This is a genomic window from Candidatus Nitrospira salsa, assembly GCF_965152625.1.
Genome location: NZ_CBCUCO010000004.1, coordinates 832,760 through 847,652, shown reverse-complemented (window position 1 = coordinate 847,652; position 14,893 = coordinate 832,760). Strand labels below are relative to the sequence as shown.

The following is a 14,893-nucleotide window of genomic DNA, read 5'->3' as shown; positions in this document are numbered from 1 at the left end:
ACGTGATACGAAATACACCCAGCAAGACAGTAGTCGAGATAGACTTCTGTTGTTATCTTCGGTGATTAAACGGAAGGTCTTGAAAATATGAAGAATTAGAGAGAAATTCAGATACGCAGGAATTCAACACATATGAGGGCGAAGGTATGGATCACCAAAACTAAAACAAACTCTCAAGGTCGCGCGAACCGTGCAAGACGCGGACGACTTCGATACCGTCATCCAAAGGTAGGTAGAATAGGAGGTGTTTTCCAATGACGAAAACCCTCAGGTCAGGAAAAAGACGATCGCAAGCCGTGCCTAACTTTGGGAACTCGGCAAGGAGCCGGCATTTTTCTTCAACTGTGTCAATGAAGTAATCGGCGGCTTGCGGGTTATCTTGTGCAATGTAATCCCAGATATCATCGAGGTCCTGAAGGGCAAGTGGACGTCGAACAATCTTCGGCATTCGTTAGCGGCCTTGCTTCTTGCTCTTCAGCCGTACCCGCCCGCGTTGTTTAATATCATCAAAGTCCATCAATGACACCGGCCCGCTTTCAATCCCGGCCTGAATATCTTTACGCAGTTGTTCTATGCGCAATTCACGCAGTTGTTCCTGTTCCTCCCACAGCCGCAATGCTTCGCGGACCACCTCACTGGACGAATGATACCGGCCGGTCTCCACATATCTTTTCACCAAGGCTTCTAGTTCAGGTGTTAATGAAACATGCATACGTACAGCCACCCTCCTTCTCTTCTCCGTTAAAAGTCAGTATGAGGGCAATGAGCAAAATTGTCAATAATTATCATATTTGTCCCTTCAAGGACTCATGTCTTATCTCAGTAAATCTGAAAAAATTTCTTGCGAGCGACGATTCACGCTTGCAAGCTGACGCGCTCCAGCGCGCAGGCACGAACAACAAGGAACGAGACCCGCTATAAACGTTGGCGCATGGCTTCGAGAATACGGCGGGAGCGGACCTCATCGCCAATCAATCCAACACGAATAGAAATTTTTGAACGTGTCTGGCCTAGCGAGTGAATACTGATCCAAATTTTCTTTTGATCGGCGGTCTCTGATTCGATCTCCGCACTCAGCTTATCCCTTCTATTTTTGTCCACTGGAAGATCGAGGCTTTTCAACGCTGCGACAGCCGCATGATGAACCTTCGTGACTGAGACTTCCACTTCGTCTTCAAGCTTTCCCATCACATACGTAGCCCCCGCCACACCGGCTCCAGCCCCGGCACCGAGGAGTAAGGCTGCACATCCCGAAGCCGTCAAAGACCACCCTAACAGGATGCAGAGCATCAAGCATTTGCTGAACGGAATACGTCTGGTTAATTGACTCATGGTGTTTGCGGCCCTCTCAATATGTTCACTGATATGTAAGAAATGAAACGCAAAGTGGATCTTATCAAAAAAAGCTAACCGTCTCTTCCCTCGAAATACGAGAAACAGGCAACGAGATACGCTTTACGTTTTTTCATGCGCTTCACTCTTCACCCACGACGCTTCACGAGCAATGCTTTTCCCATTAACCGATGAGCCAAATAGATTCTTAACGCCTTGTTGGTATCGTTATATTTGACCTTCCCTCGTCGACGTCGTACATCAAACGTCGTCCCTAGGCTCGGGTCCAGAATTGAATCAACCCTTTCAAAATCCTGTCTCTCAACATCCGTCAGATGGACACATACAAGATCGGCATCGGTTGGTAGATCGCTATTTCTATCATCATCAAAGTCATACGCTCTATTTGTCCCTCCCGTTGCGGTCCCATACGCTAGGGCGTTTTGCGCCCGCATTGTAATACTGGTACCGAATCCTGGAGGCACTTCTGTCAAAAAGTTGGCCAAGTACGGACCTTTGAACTTCATCCAACTATTGCTCCCCGTATTGAGAGCATCAGATTTATCCAAAGTCAGTCGAGCCGGCAACGACAAGGGATTTGCACTATCACCATCTGCATCAATAGCCGGAGTACCTACAGCATCCAGTGGAAGAATCGAGCCAATATTCGCATAATAATCGACGATGGCGGTCTCATACGTCTTGACCGCGGCCACCAAGGCTCTAGCTTTCGAATCGACCATCACGTCAAAGACTTTGGGCAGCAACAGGGCCACTAAGATCGCGATGACGGCTAACACGCCGATCATTTCGATCAACGTGAAGCCGGCATCAGCTTGCCACTTGCCTATCATCTGGACTCTATCTTTCATCTTCAAGTGAATCGTATCTCGTGAAACGTGAAGCGTTGCTCGTCGTTCGCAGAAGAAAGATCAGAGCATTATTCTTAAACGAGATACGCTTCACGTTTTTTCTTGTCACTGGTGCGTGAGATAGATCCTCATCCGGTTGGTGGCCGTGTCATATTTCACTTGCCCCCGAAGTTGGCGTTCTACATCAGTCGATCCAATTCCTGCATCCAGAATGTTATCGACACGTTCAAAATCTTTTTGGCCAACGCTTCTGAAACGCAGGAAAACCACATACGCGTCCGTCGGAATATCACTGTTTCCGTCGTCATTAAAGTCATAACCGCGATTCGTTGCAGTCGTGGCCGTGCCATGGGCGACGGGATCGCGGGCCGGCATGAACACATCGGCCCCAAACCCTGGAGGCACTTCTGTCGAAAAGTTGGCCAAGTACGGGCCTCTGAATTTCACCCAACTATTGGTTCCCGTGTTTAAGGGATCAGACTTTTCCAATGTCAAGCGGGCTCCAAGTGACTCCACGTCGGCACTATCACCACTATTCTGGGTTGTCGGAGTACCTCCTGCATCCAACGGAAGAATCGAGCCAATATCGGTATGATAATCTACAATGGCGGCCTCATATGTTCTGACGGCCGCTACCAAGGCTCTGGTCTTCGACTCTGCCATAATCTCAAGGACGTTCGGCAGCAACAGCGCCACCAAGATGGCGATGACGGCCAATACCCCGATCATTTCGATCAACGTGAAGCCGGCATCAGTATGCCGATGGGCCATCTGTTTGATTGTATCTTTCACCTTTAGCTAATCCGTTGTTCGTCGCTCGTTGCTCGTCGTTCGCATAAGAAAGATCAGAGCACTGGGTCATTGGTGTGTGAGGTAGATCATCATCTCATTCGTACCTGTGTCATACTTGACTCGACCACGAAGCTGCCGTTCTGTTGCAGTCGCCCCCATCCCCGGGTCAAGAATGACATCAACGTTTTCAAAGTCTTGATTGCTAATGCCCGTGAAATAGACGTACACCACGCTCGCGGTGGTTGGGATGTCACTATTGCCATCGTTGTTAAAATCCCAGCCTCTATTAGAAGCTGTTGTGGCTGTCCCATAGACGACAGGCCTTCTCGCCGGCATATACATTTTGGTGCCCAACCCCGGCGGGCTATCTGACGAAAATTTTGACAAGTACGGACCCTTAAATTTCGACCAACTATTAGCTCCAGTGTTTAAGGGATCAGATTGATCCAACGTGAGCCGGGCCGGAAGCGACCGGACGACGAAACTATCTCCGCTTAAATCGGTTGCAGGACTGCCTGCAACAATCAACGGGCGAATCGATCCAATATCGGCATAATAATCGATGATCGCGGTTTCGTAGGTTCTCATCGCACCGACGAGCGAATTTGCTTTGGACTCCGCCATGATCTCAAACACTTTGGGAAGCAAGAGCGCCACCAAAATGGCAATCACCGCCAAGACCCCGATCATTTCGATCAACGTGAAGCCGGCATCAGCTTGCCACTTGCCTATCATCTGGACTTTATCTTTCATCTTCACGTACATCGTATCTCGTGGAGGAAACAAACGTATCTCGTGAAACGTGAAGCGTATCTCGCAGAGGGAAACTAACGTCGCTCGTATCTCGTGAAGCGTATTTCGTATCTCGCAAAAGGACGCTCGGAGCCTTTTCCCGCGCTTCACGCTTCACGCACGACGCTTCACGTTCCTTCTCCCACGGTTCACCAATAACGCTTCACGCTCAAAGGGTAGGTGCCAGCGTGAGCCCATCAACATCTTCGGATGAGGAGTCTAGATTCGCGTCCGTGCCCTCAAGGAACAGTGTGGCCGTAGCATCTGTGGTGCCGCTTCCGGTTGTCGTCACGTCTAAAATAAAAATGTCATTCTCCTTAGTGGCGATGGGCGATCCGTTACCTACAGCGCTATCATCCCGATCCAACGTGACAAGGATTTGGCCAGACTGCAAGGTCGTTCCCCCAATCGTCATATCGCTCTCTACAAGATCGATTCCGGCAACGCCTGCTGATCCACCGCTCGTGCCACCCATGCTGATATTACTCCCGTCGATCAAAGTCGTAGTGGTTCCGGAGGTACTGAATAGACCCACATCATCAGCCGTAAAATGATAGATCTTGTTTTTATACGCGCTCCAGGAACGGCTATACAAGAACGTCCCGGCCTGCAAGGTCTGCCCTCCGACGACGGTATCTTGTTCGACGAGGGAAAGACCTTTTATTTCAACGAATATTCCCGCCGGATTGTTCAGAAGAAAGATGAAGGTCCCTGAGCTATAATTACCAGGCGTGTCCGGTCGAAAGACAAAGACATCATCCTCTGTCACGGTTATCGTGTTCGTGCTGGTCAACACGGTAAAGTACGCGAGTGAGAGCAGCACATCACCCGCCAATAGATCAATACTGGGCGATGTCGCGCCACCCACGGTCATGTTTCGACTCACATAATGGATCGCGGTGACATCCGTGAAGAAGGTAAAGTTATTGAGATCGCTGATCGACGAAAAGGTTCCACTCGTTGTGCCTGGCTCAAACGCTAAGCTTGGCTGTTTGAGTTGAACGAGCTGCGCACTACTCCACGAATTCAAGCACGAAGCGCCGCTTCCACTCACATTGCTCGTCGTGGAGAACCACAACGACCAACACGATGGGCCTTTGGATGGGTCTTTTCTCCACCGAGATCCCGCTGGAAGCCCACAGTTGAACTGGTAGCCAGTGTCGCTCCCTTGCGAAAACTGCACTTCTGACACGCTGTAAGTTCCGGCTTCGTCGAGGCCCACCATCGTGCCGGGAAGGTGATAGCGGGTATGTGTCGTAAGATTCCCACAACCGGGATTAGTGGCGACCCCATCGATTCGGTAGCTACCCCCGGCCACATCCGCGCTCAAGGCGAGCAGACGAAACCAATTCGCGACGCTTCCTCGGTGAATCTTTAAGTTTGGGGTACTCGTCTCATCGGTATTCCACCAGGTGTCGAACTCGGCAGCATTGGTAATGGTTGGCGCGGCATCCGCTTTGAGATGAGAGATGAGTAGAAAACGGACGTCGTCAAGATCTGTCGGTGCCAGGCCGGTGGCATTGGTAAATCCACTCGTGTTGGGATGAACCACGTAATACCGGGGGAAGCCTGCATCGTTTTGGGTAATTTGCACCGTGTTCTTCGCAAGATATTGCGGGCTCAGCGAGACCAAGTCTGCAGGCCATGTCCGGTTTTCACGAAGTGATAATTCAATGGCCTGAGCGATAGAGGCCAGATTCTCCACTTCTGCATCTTGCGCCCCCGCGTCAATCCGGTGAATCACAGTGGGCAACAACAAGGAAGACAGAATCACGATGATCGCCATGACCCCGATGACTTCCAGAAGGGAGAAACCTCTTTTGTTATTGACTGTTGCTATGGCATCTGGCATGTGATGAGGTTCCTGATACTCAGTTTCCTACCTTTGATCCGTGAAGCGTCGTGCGTGAAGCGTGAAGCGCGGGAAAAGGCTCCGAGCGTCCTTTTACGAGATACGAGATACGAAATACGCTTCACGAGATACGAGCGACGTTAGTTTCCCTCTGCGAGATACGCTTCACGAAATACGAGATACGTTTCCCCCCAGACGAGCGACGCTTCACGTTCTAAAAGATAGAGTTCTGTTGGTATTTCGGTGTTTTAGAAGTTGTTCTTGATGAAATAGAGTGATCGGGGGAGGAAATCATAAGCTTAGGTATTTCTTCGAGGAAATAATCGTATCTCGTAAAAAGAATCCCCGCGTCAGCACCAGACCCAATTCAGACAACGGAAAAACTGGCATAAGACAGCCAACGAAAGAAGTGGGGGTGCACGGGATCCTCATTGGCAACTGTTCATGAACAGTGCACACTATAAAGAATGCTTATCAGTATTAAGCATCTGGGCTTAAAACGGTGGTTTTATAATGAAGACTCATCGGGCTTAACTCCGCATCTGGTCCCGATCATCGACGATATCCTGGCGCGGTTGAACGTGGCCGAAGATGTGACAGCCATGAACCTTCCAAGATGGAATCTGCATCCTAAAAGGGGAGTTAAAAGGGTTTTGGAGTGTGAAAGTTACTAGAAACTGGATAATTATTTTTCGCTTTGAAGGCGGGAATGTTTTGGATGTGAATTTGGTAGATTATCACTAAAAAGGAGAATGTTATGGGACTGCATAATCCACCCCCCGGGCCGCTCGATTAGGAGAGACTGCCTTGAATATCTCGGATTGACGGTCACAGATGGGGCCAAAATATTGGGGATTACTCGTCACATGTTGTCGAGGATCCTAAATGGTCAGGCCGGGGTTTCACCGGAAATGGCTGTGAGGCTGGAAAAAGCTTTTGGCGGAACAGCCCAAAGCTGGTTAGCGCTTCAGCAGCAGTATGACCTTGCACCGGTAGAACGTGGAAAAATCAAAGTTCGCCCGGCTCGTTTGGCCTTGGCTGAAGCGAGGGATAAGGGAAGGCTCTTCGTCGTTAGTAGAAGAAACAAACGTATCTCTTCGTTCGTTGCTCGTATCTCGTAAAAGAAAAACAAAGAGGCTCTTTCCACGCCCCTCGCTTCACCCTTCACGCACGACGCTTCACGTCTTTTCCTTCGCTACACGCTTCACGAGTAACGAGCGACGTTTGTTTCCTCAGGGAGCAATCGTTAGGGTGCCCCGGACATCGTCAATCCCGCCGTCCAGCTTGGAACCACCAATTTCTTTCCTTCCTAGCAGAAGGAGTTCGATGCTTCGAGTCCCGGCAGGAACAGGGGCATGATAAATGAAAAGGGGATCCCACGTATTGGTGGTGTTTGCCCACACGCTATCGTAGGACACACCAATCGGCGATCCGCCCGCCACAGCGTTATAGAATGTGATGCGCAATTTGGCTTTGTCATCGCAACAGCCCCCTGGCGTCTCCCCGTGGCCAAAGCCGGAAAAACTGGCCGTGGCCTTGCCTGCATCAATTTCTGCTATCGACGCACTCAGATCCAAACGCTGATACACTCCCAATTCATGAAAAAGTATTCCCGTTACGGCACCAGTAGATTTGGCATCAGCAAAGTAGGTTCCACTGTGAGGCACTGACATCGCGCTCGTTGAGGTCGTGGCGCCCCAATCGTTGTAGCCGCCATTTCCCGTCAGATCGCCCGTCTTGATCCAGCCCGTCAGGTCTCCCGTTTCAAACCCGGGATTCACAATCGACTGGGCGACAAAAATATACTTGGGGACCAATGTGATGCCGTCGATATCATCAGGACTCGAAGTGAGCCCAAGATCACTCCCATCAAAGAGCAGCGTAGCAGTGGCTGCCGTATTGACCCCTGTTGTTGTGACGTCCAGTATTATAATGTCTTGCTTGGTGACTGGAATTCCATTGTCCCCAAATGCATTGTCATTTTCATTCGTTGTCACCAGTATTTGGCCTGATTGAAGTCTTGCGTCTCCTATGCCGACGTCGCTGCCAATGAGATGAACACCGGACAGATAGTTACTGCTCTCGATCTGAATATCTGCCCCCTCGACAAGCACGGAATAACTTCCACTTGTCGTCGTTCCAGCCGATGTCAGTGTCAGATGTAAAATGTCTCGTTCATTCTGCATGTTGAGCAAGAATGTTCCTTGTGAAAGGTTCGCACCTCCGACTGTCGTCATTTGCTCAACTAAGCTGACGCCTTTAACGTCACCACTGGGCAGGCTCAAGTCAGATCCGTCGATCAGAACAATAAATGTCCCAGCCGTATAGTCCCCAGGGTTGTCTGGGCGGAAGATCGTGACATCGGCGTCGTCTACGGTCAGCGAGTTGGTACTGGTCAGAGTCGCCGCGTCGGTCAAAGAGAAAAGAATATCACCGATGTAAACATCAATCGGTGTGGTGGTGCCAATCGTGAGGCTTCGTGTGACATAATGCACCGCATCTAATGAGGCACTTCCGGTAAAGTTATTCAGATCGAACTGAGCGCTAAACGTTCCAGAAGTGGTTCCGGTTGGGCCTGACTCGTATGTGAGATTCGGCTCATCGAAAGACCCTGCCTGCGAGTTATTTAAGACACCATCACCGTCAGTTGTGAGCCATAACACGGCTGATGGCAGACATGGTTCCGCGGGCACGATGCGCCAACGAAATCCCACGCTGCAAAGCGGATCAAACTGGTACACCACATGGCCTGTGAGGGCAAACTGCACCTCAGGCGTTCCATAGGTATTGCCCTCATCCAGTCCCACCACCGTGCCCGCGACATGATATCGGCTGTAATCCGCCAGTAGTCCCCCGCCAGAATTCGTCGTTGTCCCATCGATCTGGTAACTCCCCCCGTCATCTATCGCCTTAAGCGTCACCTGATGAAACTGACTCGCGAGATTTCCGCGATAGATATGCAAACCAGGCGTCGCGCTTTCGTCCGTGGTCCACCAGGTTTCAAACTCTGCCGCGTTGGTGATAGTCGGCGTGGCATCTGCTTCAAGGTTTGAAACCAACAGAAAACGAACATCGGTGAGATCACTCTCGGCCAATCCATTGCCGTTGGCAAACGTACCTGTGTTGGGGTGCGCAAAATAATAGCGAGGGAAGAGACGAGTATTTTGAGTCAGCTTCGTTGAAGCAAAGGGTGCATACCCAGGATTGTGGGCCGCCAAGGTGGGAGGCCACGTCCGATTTTCTCGCAGATATATTTTGGAGCCTTGCCCTATGGCTTGGAGGTTCTGCCTCTCTATCTCGACATTTTGGATATCATGAGAAGTTATACCGTTTGGCAGCAAAATGGTGATTGCCACGGTGAGCGCTACCAACAAACCCATGACGGCAAGAATGGCAAATCCGGCTTCATCTGACACAATGCGTGTCTTATGGATTTTCTTCTGCATCATTAGATAAAACGTTGCTCGTCGCTCGTAAAAGAAAGAACGGAACGCTTTTCCTAAACGAGATGCGAGCAACGAGCGACAAGATACGTTTGTCTCCTCAAGGAAATACGATCAACGTCTTTTTCCCCCACGAGCGACGATTCACGCTTGCGCGCCGGAGCGCTCCCGGCCGTCGTAGCCAAAAGACTACTATGGCGGAGTCGGCACAGCGCGCAGGCACGAGCGACGAGATACGTCTGTTCTTTACATCGTGCATGCAGTGCCAAGCACCTGCCACTGGTTACCACTGGTACAATTGGGATCAAAGAGATAGCCGGCATCCGAGGTCAGGGTCCACTGGACCTCAGGCGTGTTATAGTTATTAGCCTCGTCCAGCCCCGCAGGGGTACCCACAAGATGATACCGGTTGTACATTGCCAGAGTTCCGCCACCAGAATTGGTCGTGTTCCCATCGACCTGGTAGCTGCCCCCCGTACCCACCGCACTCATAGCAACTAAGTGAAAGAGGTGTCCCAGGGTCCCTCTATAGATTTTGAGGTCCGGGGTACTGGTTTCGTCGGTATTCCACCAAGCATCAAACTGCGCAACGGTGTTGATGGTCGGATTCGCATCCTCCGTCAGGTTGGAGATCAGGAGAAATCGCACATCATCCAGGTTACTGGCGGCCAGGCCGGCGCCATTCGTGAATCCACTGGTATTGGGATGGATTGCGTAATACCGCGGGAAACCTCGTTCATTCTGGGAAATTTGAGCAGAGCTAAAGGGAACGTACGCTGGTGTCAGGGCAGCAAGGTTGGCCGGCCACGCCCGGTTTTCCCGTAGAGACACTTCGACCCCTTGCGCGATGGCTTGGAGATTGCGCATTTCGGCTTCCCTCATGTCCCGATTGAATCCTTGAATAAATTTGGGGGCAATGAGGCCTCCGAGAATAGCAAGGATAGCTAGGACTCCTAGCATTTCGATCAGAGTAAAGCCAGCGCTCGTGAAGCGTGAAGTGTGAAGCGTGGAGCGTGGTAGAACGAACGGGAAAGGTGAAGCGTGAAGCGTCTTGCGTGAAGCGTATCTCGTGGGGAAAAAAATGTTTCTGGTCTTCTGTTTTTGATCTTGCGCTTCACACTTCACGCAAGACGCTTCACATTTTTTTTCTTTCGCTTCACGTTTCACGAACGACGCTTCACGCTGAAAGTTTTTTAATGAGATTTCTGAGCATTCGGGTTTCATGATCTAACTTTTCTAAGATAGCCTGAGCTTTGACAGATGAGAGGTACTGTAATTCAGAGCTCACTTCTAGTTGCGTTTCTAATTCGGCACAAGAACCTAAGGAGATATAGAGAAACTGTCTATATTCCTTGTTGTGTCTTCGATTAAAGCCCTCGGCCACATTGGAAGGTATCGACACGGCAGCACGACGCATTTGCGAGGCCAATCCGTAGAGTTCTGCTTGAGGAAACGATTTCGTCATATTGTACGTGTCTATGACAATCTCTTTCCCGAGCTTCCACACCTCCAGGTCTCTAAAGTTCTTAATCGTGGGTTCCATATCGTAAGAACATATCTCGTGTCTCGTCTTGCGCCTCACGCCTCACGAGATACGCTTCACCCTTCACGCACGACGACGCTTCACGTTTGTTTCTTAACGCATCCCTCCCATCAAACTCATCATTGGGAGAAAGATGGAGACTGCAACCAGACCGACCGTCCCAATGAGTCCGACGGTAATCATGGGTTCCATAATGCCAAAGATTTTTTTCACGCGCCTGGGGATTTCTTCATTGTAATAATGCGCCACATGCATGAGGGTTTGATCGAGCCGGCCGGCCGCTTCTCCAACAGAAACCATTTGAATGAGAATGGGTGGGAACACTGAATGTTGCCGAAGCGCATTACTAATCGTGGCACCTTCCGACACATCTTGCTCAACCTTTTTTAACGCACGGGTGATCACAAGGTTCCCGACGAGCCGCTGACACAAACTCAAGCCTTGCAACACCGGGATACCCGCTTTGTAGAGAACACCAAAATTGTGCGTGAACCGTGAAAGCGCCAACATGCTTTTCAAAGGCCCGAAGATCGGGACTTTGAGCGTCCAGGTATCCCATAAAAAGGCAAATCCCGGGATACGGGATTTGATTATCCACACAAGCACCGGCACACCAACTAGCAGCATCCCCAATATCCACCACGCGCCTTCCATGAACTTACTAAAGGCCAATACCGCAACCGTGACTAAGGGAAGGGGAACATCCAAGCTCTCAAGAATTGGCGTAAATCGCGGGATCACAAACGTAAACATGATGATAAACAGCCCCAGCACCGCCGTGAGAATCGTGGCCGGATAGATCACGGCCTGCCGGACTTCGCCTTTCATTCGTTCCACCCATTCGAGATATCGCTGAAGCTCTTGAAACGTTTCAGGCAACGTTCCGCTTTCTTCTCCGGCTTGCACGAGATTCACGACGAGTGGCGGAAAGACCTTAGGATATTGGTTCATGGCAGCATGCAGCGGAATCCCCGTTTCAACGGTACGCCACACTCGCCCGAGGATTTGTCCAAATTCCGGATGCGAGGCCTCCTGGGCCAAACTCATCAGTGACGAAAGTATTGGCACACCTGCCTGTGTCAGGCTGGACATATGCGTCACAAATTCCAGAATAACCTGTGGTTTAACCTTCGCATTGCCTTTTGAGCCGGTCACGACCGCACTGGTCTCTTTAGCCTCCAACAACAACTTTCCGGACTCTTTGAATCGAATGCGTAGCTCATCGACGCTACCCGCGCTTGTCACCCCCTTATGGGTTTTGCCTTCCTGATCGATCGCTCGAAATTTATAATTACCCATCGACCACCCGCAACACTTCCTCGACCGTGGTTAATCCTTCGAAGGCTTTGGCCAATCCGTCTTCTTTCATTGTCTGCATGCCATCCCGCTTGGCAATGGCTCGAATTGCAGGAAGATCGGGTCCTTGAACAATGGGCAAATGAATTTGTTCATTCATGAGCAACACTTCGAAAATGCCTTGACGTCCACGAAACCCGGTCATGCCGCACGCCCGACACCCTTTTCCCATCCATAGCCGAGGTTCTTGTCCTACCGGAGGTGGAATCTTTAACGCTTTCAACACAACTTCGACGTCAGTCCTCTCCTCCTTACAGCCATGACAAATCAGACGGACAAGCCGCTGAGCCACCACACCAGACAGCGCTGAAGCCAGGAGATAGGGTTCAATACCCATATCGATTAATCGGGGAATGGCACCCACCGCATCGTTCGTGTGGAGTGTCGAAAACACCAGATGTCCGGTCATGGCGGCTCGCATCGCCAGATCTGCCGTTTCCAGGTCTCGAATTTCTCCAACCATGATGACGTCGGGATCTTGCCGCAACAACGCACGAAGACCTGTGGCGAATGTCATGCCAATGCCAGGATTCACTTGCGTTTGACGCACCATCGGCATTTGATATTCCACCGGATCTTCTAATGTAAAGACGCCTTTTTCTTGTGCATTGACTCCTCGCAAACTGGTATAGAGTGTGGTCGTCTTGCCACTTCCGGTTGGGCCCGTCACAAGGAGAATGCCATAGGGACGCTGCACAACGGTTTCTACTCGTTTCTGATTATGCTCGGTGAATCCAAGCGAGCCAAACTCCAAATGGACTGCTGACTTGTCCAAGATTCGCATGACTAAACTTTCACCAAAATTGGTCGGTAAGGTGGAGACACGAAGATCGACGCGCTTCGTTCCCGACGTGAAGGGAATTCGCCCATCTTGCGGCAATCGTTTCTCCGTGACATTGAGCGTCGCCATCAACTTCAATCGGGCAATGATCGACGCTTGGAGCGCTTTCGGAATAAGGATTTCCCTGCCCAAGAGTCCGTCCACGCGAATTCGAATACGCAAGTACTGTTCATCGGGTTCGACATGAATGTCTGTGGCCCGGATTTGAATGGCAAACGTGATGATCTGATTGCATAACCGAATCATCGGCGCTTCGGTGCCGGACTGTTCTCCCAATACTCCGATGCCTTGTTTCGCAAGTTGATCAACCAAGTTGGTGATCGTCTCACTTTGGGCGTAATACCGTTCGATCGCGTCGGCAATGGTTTGCGGCGGAGCCGTCACCACCTCGACATTCAATCCAGTCACCCGTTCAATCGTGTCGACCGCCATGACATTGTAGGTATCAACGAGTGCCACTTTGAGGAGATTCCCCTTCCGACTCAGGGGAAGAAGCTGGAATTGTGCGGACAGTTCGTGGGGCACAAGCTCGAGCACATCAGGAGGAATAAAATAGTCCGTGAGGTCGAGAACTGAGGCTTGCGACTCTGTGGCAAGATACGTCGTTAAGACTTCATCAGTGATGAACCCGAGGCTGACGAGTGTTTCACCGAGAAATTTGCCCAGACGTTTGGACTCTTTCAAGGACAGATTTAATTGATCTTCAAGGAGAAGACCATCCGCCACAAGACGGTCGCCAAGACGCTTGGGTTTAGGCGTGGCTTCTGCTTCTTCAACGAAAGAAGAACTCATACGTCATTGACCTTGCGAAAATATTGAGTTCGAGGAAAGGAGGAGACGGAGGTGACGATCGGGAATGGTGAGGGTGATGTGGAACTCAGCGTTCTTTTGTCAGTGCTGTCTAACACCTCCTCTCTCCACTTAGGCACGTCCAATACGCCATCCACCTGGATGACGATCAATTGGCCGGGAAGTACACAGTGACGGTCCCCTAGGACATAAAGATTTCCAGGATTGGCACCATTGCTCGACACATTTCCCACGCCCGAGGACATGATCCTGTTCTGTTTTGACAATAGACGGTGTCCTTACAAATGTCATCATCATTCATCATTCGACGTACCTAAAAACCAAGCCTTTGGCTAAACTCACGACACCTGACCTCCAAACTCACACCCCATTCAATCGTGATTCGATGGAAGGTCTTCGTGATTCTCATTGGTCTCATCCATGATTCAGATAAATCATCATTTGATCAGTTGCGGCGTCATATTTTGCCCGCCCTCGAACGACACGCTCTGCTGTCGTAGCGCCAATGCCTGGATCGAGAATGGCATCGACTTTGTCAAAATCCGCATCGCTGATCCCCGTAAAGTAGACATACACCACATTAGAATTACTCGGGATATCGCTACCGCCGTCATTATTCAGATCCCAACCAATATTGCTGGCGTCTGCCGCAGCAGCGTAGGCCACAGGCGTGCTAGACGTCGGCATAAAGACCTGCGTTCCCAAACCAGGCGGAACATTGGTGATAAACTTTGCCAAATATGGACCTCGAAACCTTACCCAACTATTCGCACCGGTATTCAAGGCATCGTTCACATCCAGCGTCAGGCGTGCCCCAAGCGATGTAGCCTCAGTGCTATTCCCCGTGGCTTCTGCTGTTGGCGTTCCACCAGCATCTAGCGGTAGCAGCGTACTCAGATCGGAGTAATAATCAACAACTGCTGTTTCATACGTTCTGACTGCAGCCACCAACGCATTCGCTCTTGATTCAGCCATGATTTCGAACACTTTTGGCAACAACAGTGCCACCAAAATCGCAATGACGGCTAAGACACCGATCATTTCGATCAAGGTAAATCCTTGTTCCTTGTTCATATTCTTCATAAATCCCTCTCCTCTTGCGGCTTCGTTGATGACCCTATGATTGGTTTGTTCACATATAAAGGCATTTCATTCTCGTTTCCTGTTTTCATTGTCATTCTTCGGCAGTCTTTTCTCCAGCCTTGAGGGCTTTCTGACTATAAAAGTAAAAATGTTGCTCGTTGCTCGTAAAAGAAAGAT

General features: G+C 50.4%; 15 protein-coding genes. 2 read left to right on the top strand and 13 right to left on the bottom strand.

Features of this window, described 5'->3' with window-relative positions; genetic code table 11:
• Positions 1–160 precede the first annotated feature (160 nt).
• The 7 genes from ACWQXP_RS17985 to ACWQXP_RS17955 all read right to left on the bottom strand — a co-directional run bounded on the left by ACWQXP_RS17985 (position 161) and on the right by ACWQXP_RS17955 (position 5,640).
• Complete coding sequence (locus tag ACWQXP_RS17985) at positions 161–448, bottom strand: type II toxin-antitoxin system RelE/ParE family toxin (protein WP_454064234.1); 288 nt, start codon at positions 446–448, stop codon at positions 161–163.
• A 3-nt stretch (positions 449–451) separates the two neighbouring features.
• Positions 452–712, bottom strand: coding sequence for a type II toxin-antitoxin system ParD family antitoxin (locus tag ACWQXP_RS17980; protein ID WP_454064233.1), 261 nt, complete (start codon positions 710–712; stop codon positions 452–454).
• Between the two features lie 203 nt (positions 713–915).
• Positions 916–1,332, bottom strand: coding sequence for a DUF3568 family protein (locus ACWQXP_RS17975; protein WP_454064232.1), 417 nt, complete (start codon positions 1,330–1,332; stop codon positions 916–918).
• A 149-nt stretch (positions 1,333–1,481) separates the two neighbouring features.
• Positions 1,482–2,204 (bottom strand): type II secretion system protein, encoded by a 723-nt coding sequence (locus ACWQXP_RS17970; protein ID WP_454064231.1) that lies wholly within the window; start codon positions 2,202–2,204, stop codon positions 1,482–1,484.
• Positions 2,205–2,309: 105 nt separating this feature from the next.
• Positions 2,310–2,996, bottom strand: a complete 687-nt coding sequence (locus ACWQXP_RS17965; protein WP_454064230.1) for a type II secretion system protein — start codon at positions 2,994–2,996, stop codon at positions 2,310–2,312.
• A 66-nt stretch (positions 2,997–3,062) separates the two neighbouring features.
• Positions 3,063–3,749: a type II secretion system protein gene (locus ACWQXP_RS17960; RefSeq protein ID WP_454064229.1), complete on the bottom strand. Its 687-nt coding sequence runs from the start codon at positions 3,747–3,749 to the stop codon at positions 3,063–3,065.
• A 208-nt stretch (positions 3,750–3,957) separates the two neighbouring features.
• Entirely contained in the window at positions 3,958–5,640 is a 1,683-nt protein-coding gene (locus ACWQXP_RS17955) for a type II secretion system protein (protein WP_454064228.1), read from the bottom strand.
• A 621-nt stretch (positions 5,641–6,261) separates the two neighbouring features.
• On the opposite strand from ACWQXP_RS17955, the gene ACWQXP_RS17950 reads away from it, so the two are divergent.
• Positions 6,262–6,384 (top strand): type II toxin-antitoxin system RelE/ParE family toxin, encoded by a 123-nt coding sequence (locus ACWQXP_RS17950; protein WP_454064733.1) that lies wholly within the window; start codon positions 6,262–6,264, stop codon positions 6,382–6,384.
• A gap of 8 nt (positions 6,385–6,392) precedes the next feature.
• Entirely contained in the window at positions 6,393–6,761 is a 369-nt protein-coding gene (locus ACWQXP_RS17945; RefSeq protein ID WP_454064227.1) for a HigA family addiction module antitoxin, read from the top strand.
• A gap of 111 nt (positions 6,762–6,872) precedes the next feature.
• Here ACWQXP_RS17945 and ACWQXP_RS17940 read toward each other — a convergent pair whose 3' ends face one another.
• The 6 genes from ACWQXP_RS17940 to ACWQXP_RS17915 form a co-directional block, all read right to left on the bottom strand.
• Positions 6,873–9,089 (bottom strand): hypothetical protein, encoded by a 2,217-nt coding sequence (locus ACWQXP_RS17940; RefSeq protein ID WP_454064226.1) that lies wholly within the window; start codon positions 9,087–9,089, stop codon positions 6,873–6,875.
• Between the two features lie 240 nt (positions 9,090–9,329).
• Positions 9,330–10,307 carry a type II secretion system protein gene (locus tag ACWQXP_RS17935; protein WP_454064225.1) on the bottom strand — a complete coding sequence of 326 codons (978 nt, stop codon included), beginning with the start codon at positions 10,305–10,307 and terminating at the stop codon, positions 9,330–9,332.
• Positions 10,261–10,626: a four helix bundle protein gene (locus tag ACWQXP_RS17930; protein ID WP_454064224.1), complete on the bottom strand. Its 366-nt coding sequence runs from the start codon at positions 10,624–10,626 to the stop codon at positions 10,261–10,263. Before ACWQXP_RS17930 ends, ACWQXP_RS17935 begins: the two co-directional genes overlap by 47 nt.
• Positions 10,627–10,719: 93 nt before the next feature.
• Positions 10,720–11,925: a type II secretion system F family protein gene (locus ACWQXP_RS17925; RefSeq protein WP_454064223.1), complete on the bottom strand. Its 1,206-nt coding sequence runs from the start codon at positions 11,923–11,925 to the stop codon at positions 10,720–10,722.
• On the bottom strand, positions 11,918–13,615 hold the full coding sequence (locus tag ACWQXP_RS17920) for a GspE/PulE family protein (protein ID WP_454064222.1): 1,698 nt from the start codon (positions 13,613–13,615) through the stop codon (positions 11,918–11,920). The genes ACWQXP_RS17925 and ACWQXP_RS17920 overlap by 8 nt, the downstream gene beginning before the upstream one ends.
• 432 nt (positions 13,616–14,047) lie before the next feature.
• Entirely contained in the window at positions 14,048–14,716 is a 669-nt protein-coding gene (locus ACWQXP_RS17915; RefSeq protein WP_454064221.1) for a type II secretion system protein, read from the bottom strand.
• Positions 14,717–14,893: the final 177 nt, after the last annotated feature.

What these genes read in the sequence shown, in the direction of transcription:
- ACWQXP_RS17985 (WP_454064234.1), bottom strand. Translation starts at nt 448, where the DNA reads ATGCCGAAGATTGTTCGACGTCCACTTGCCCTTCAGGACCTCGATGAT.
- ACWQXP_RS17980 (WP_454064233.1), bottom strand. Translation starts at nt 712, where the DNA reads ATGCATGTTTCATTAACACCTGAACTAGAAGCCTTGGTGAAAAGATAT.
- ACWQXP_RS17975 (WP_454064232.1), bottom strand. Translation starts at nt 1,332, where the DNA reads ATGAGTCAATTAACCAGACGTATTCCGTTCAGCAAATGCTTGATGCTC.
- ACWQXP_RS17970 (WP_454064231.1), bottom strand. Translation starts at nt 2,204, where the DNA reads ATGAAAGATAGAGTCCAGATGATAGGCAAGTGGCAAGCTGATGCCGGC.
- ACWQXP_RS17960 (WP_454064229.1), bottom strand. Translation starts at nt 3,749, where the DNA reads ATGAAAGATAAAGTCCAGATGATAGGCAAGTGGCAAGCTGATGCCGGC.
- ACWQXP_RS17955 (WP_454064228.1), bottom strand. Translation starts at nt 5,640, where the DNA reads ATGCCAGATGCCATAGCAACAGTCAATAACAAAAGAGGTTTCTCCCTT.
- ACWQXP_RS17945 (WP_454064227.1), top strand. Translation starts at nt 6,393, where the DNA reads ATGTTATGGGACTGCATAATCCACCCCCCGGGCCGCTCGATTAGGAGA.
- ACWQXP_RS17940 (WP_454064226.1), bottom strand. Translation starts at nt 9,089, where the DNA reads ATGATGCAGAAGAAAATCCATAAGACACGCATTGTGTCAGATGAAGCC.
- ACWQXP_RS17935 (WP_454064225.1), bottom strand. Translation starts at nt 10,307, where the DNA reads ATGAAACCCGAATGCTCAGAAATCTCATTAAAAAACTTTCAGCGTGAA.
- ACWQXP_RS17930 (WP_454064224.1), bottom strand. Translation starts at nt 10,626, where the DNA reads ATGGAACCCACGATTAAGAACTTTAGAGACCTGGAGGTGTGGAAGCTC.
- ACWQXP_RS17925 (WP_454064223.1), bottom strand. Translation starts at nt 11,925, where the DNA reads ATGGGTAATTATAAATTTCGAGCGATCGATCAGGAAGGCAAAACCCAT.
- ACWQXP_RS17920 (WP_454064222.1), bottom strand. Translation starts at nt 13,615, where the DNA reads ATGAGTTCTTCTTTCGTTGAAGAAGCAGAAGCCACGCCTAAACCCAAG.
- ACWQXP_RS17915 (WP_454064221.1), bottom strand. Translation starts at nt 14,716, where the DNA reads ATGAAGAATATGAACAAGGAACAAGGATTTACCTTGATCGAAATGATC.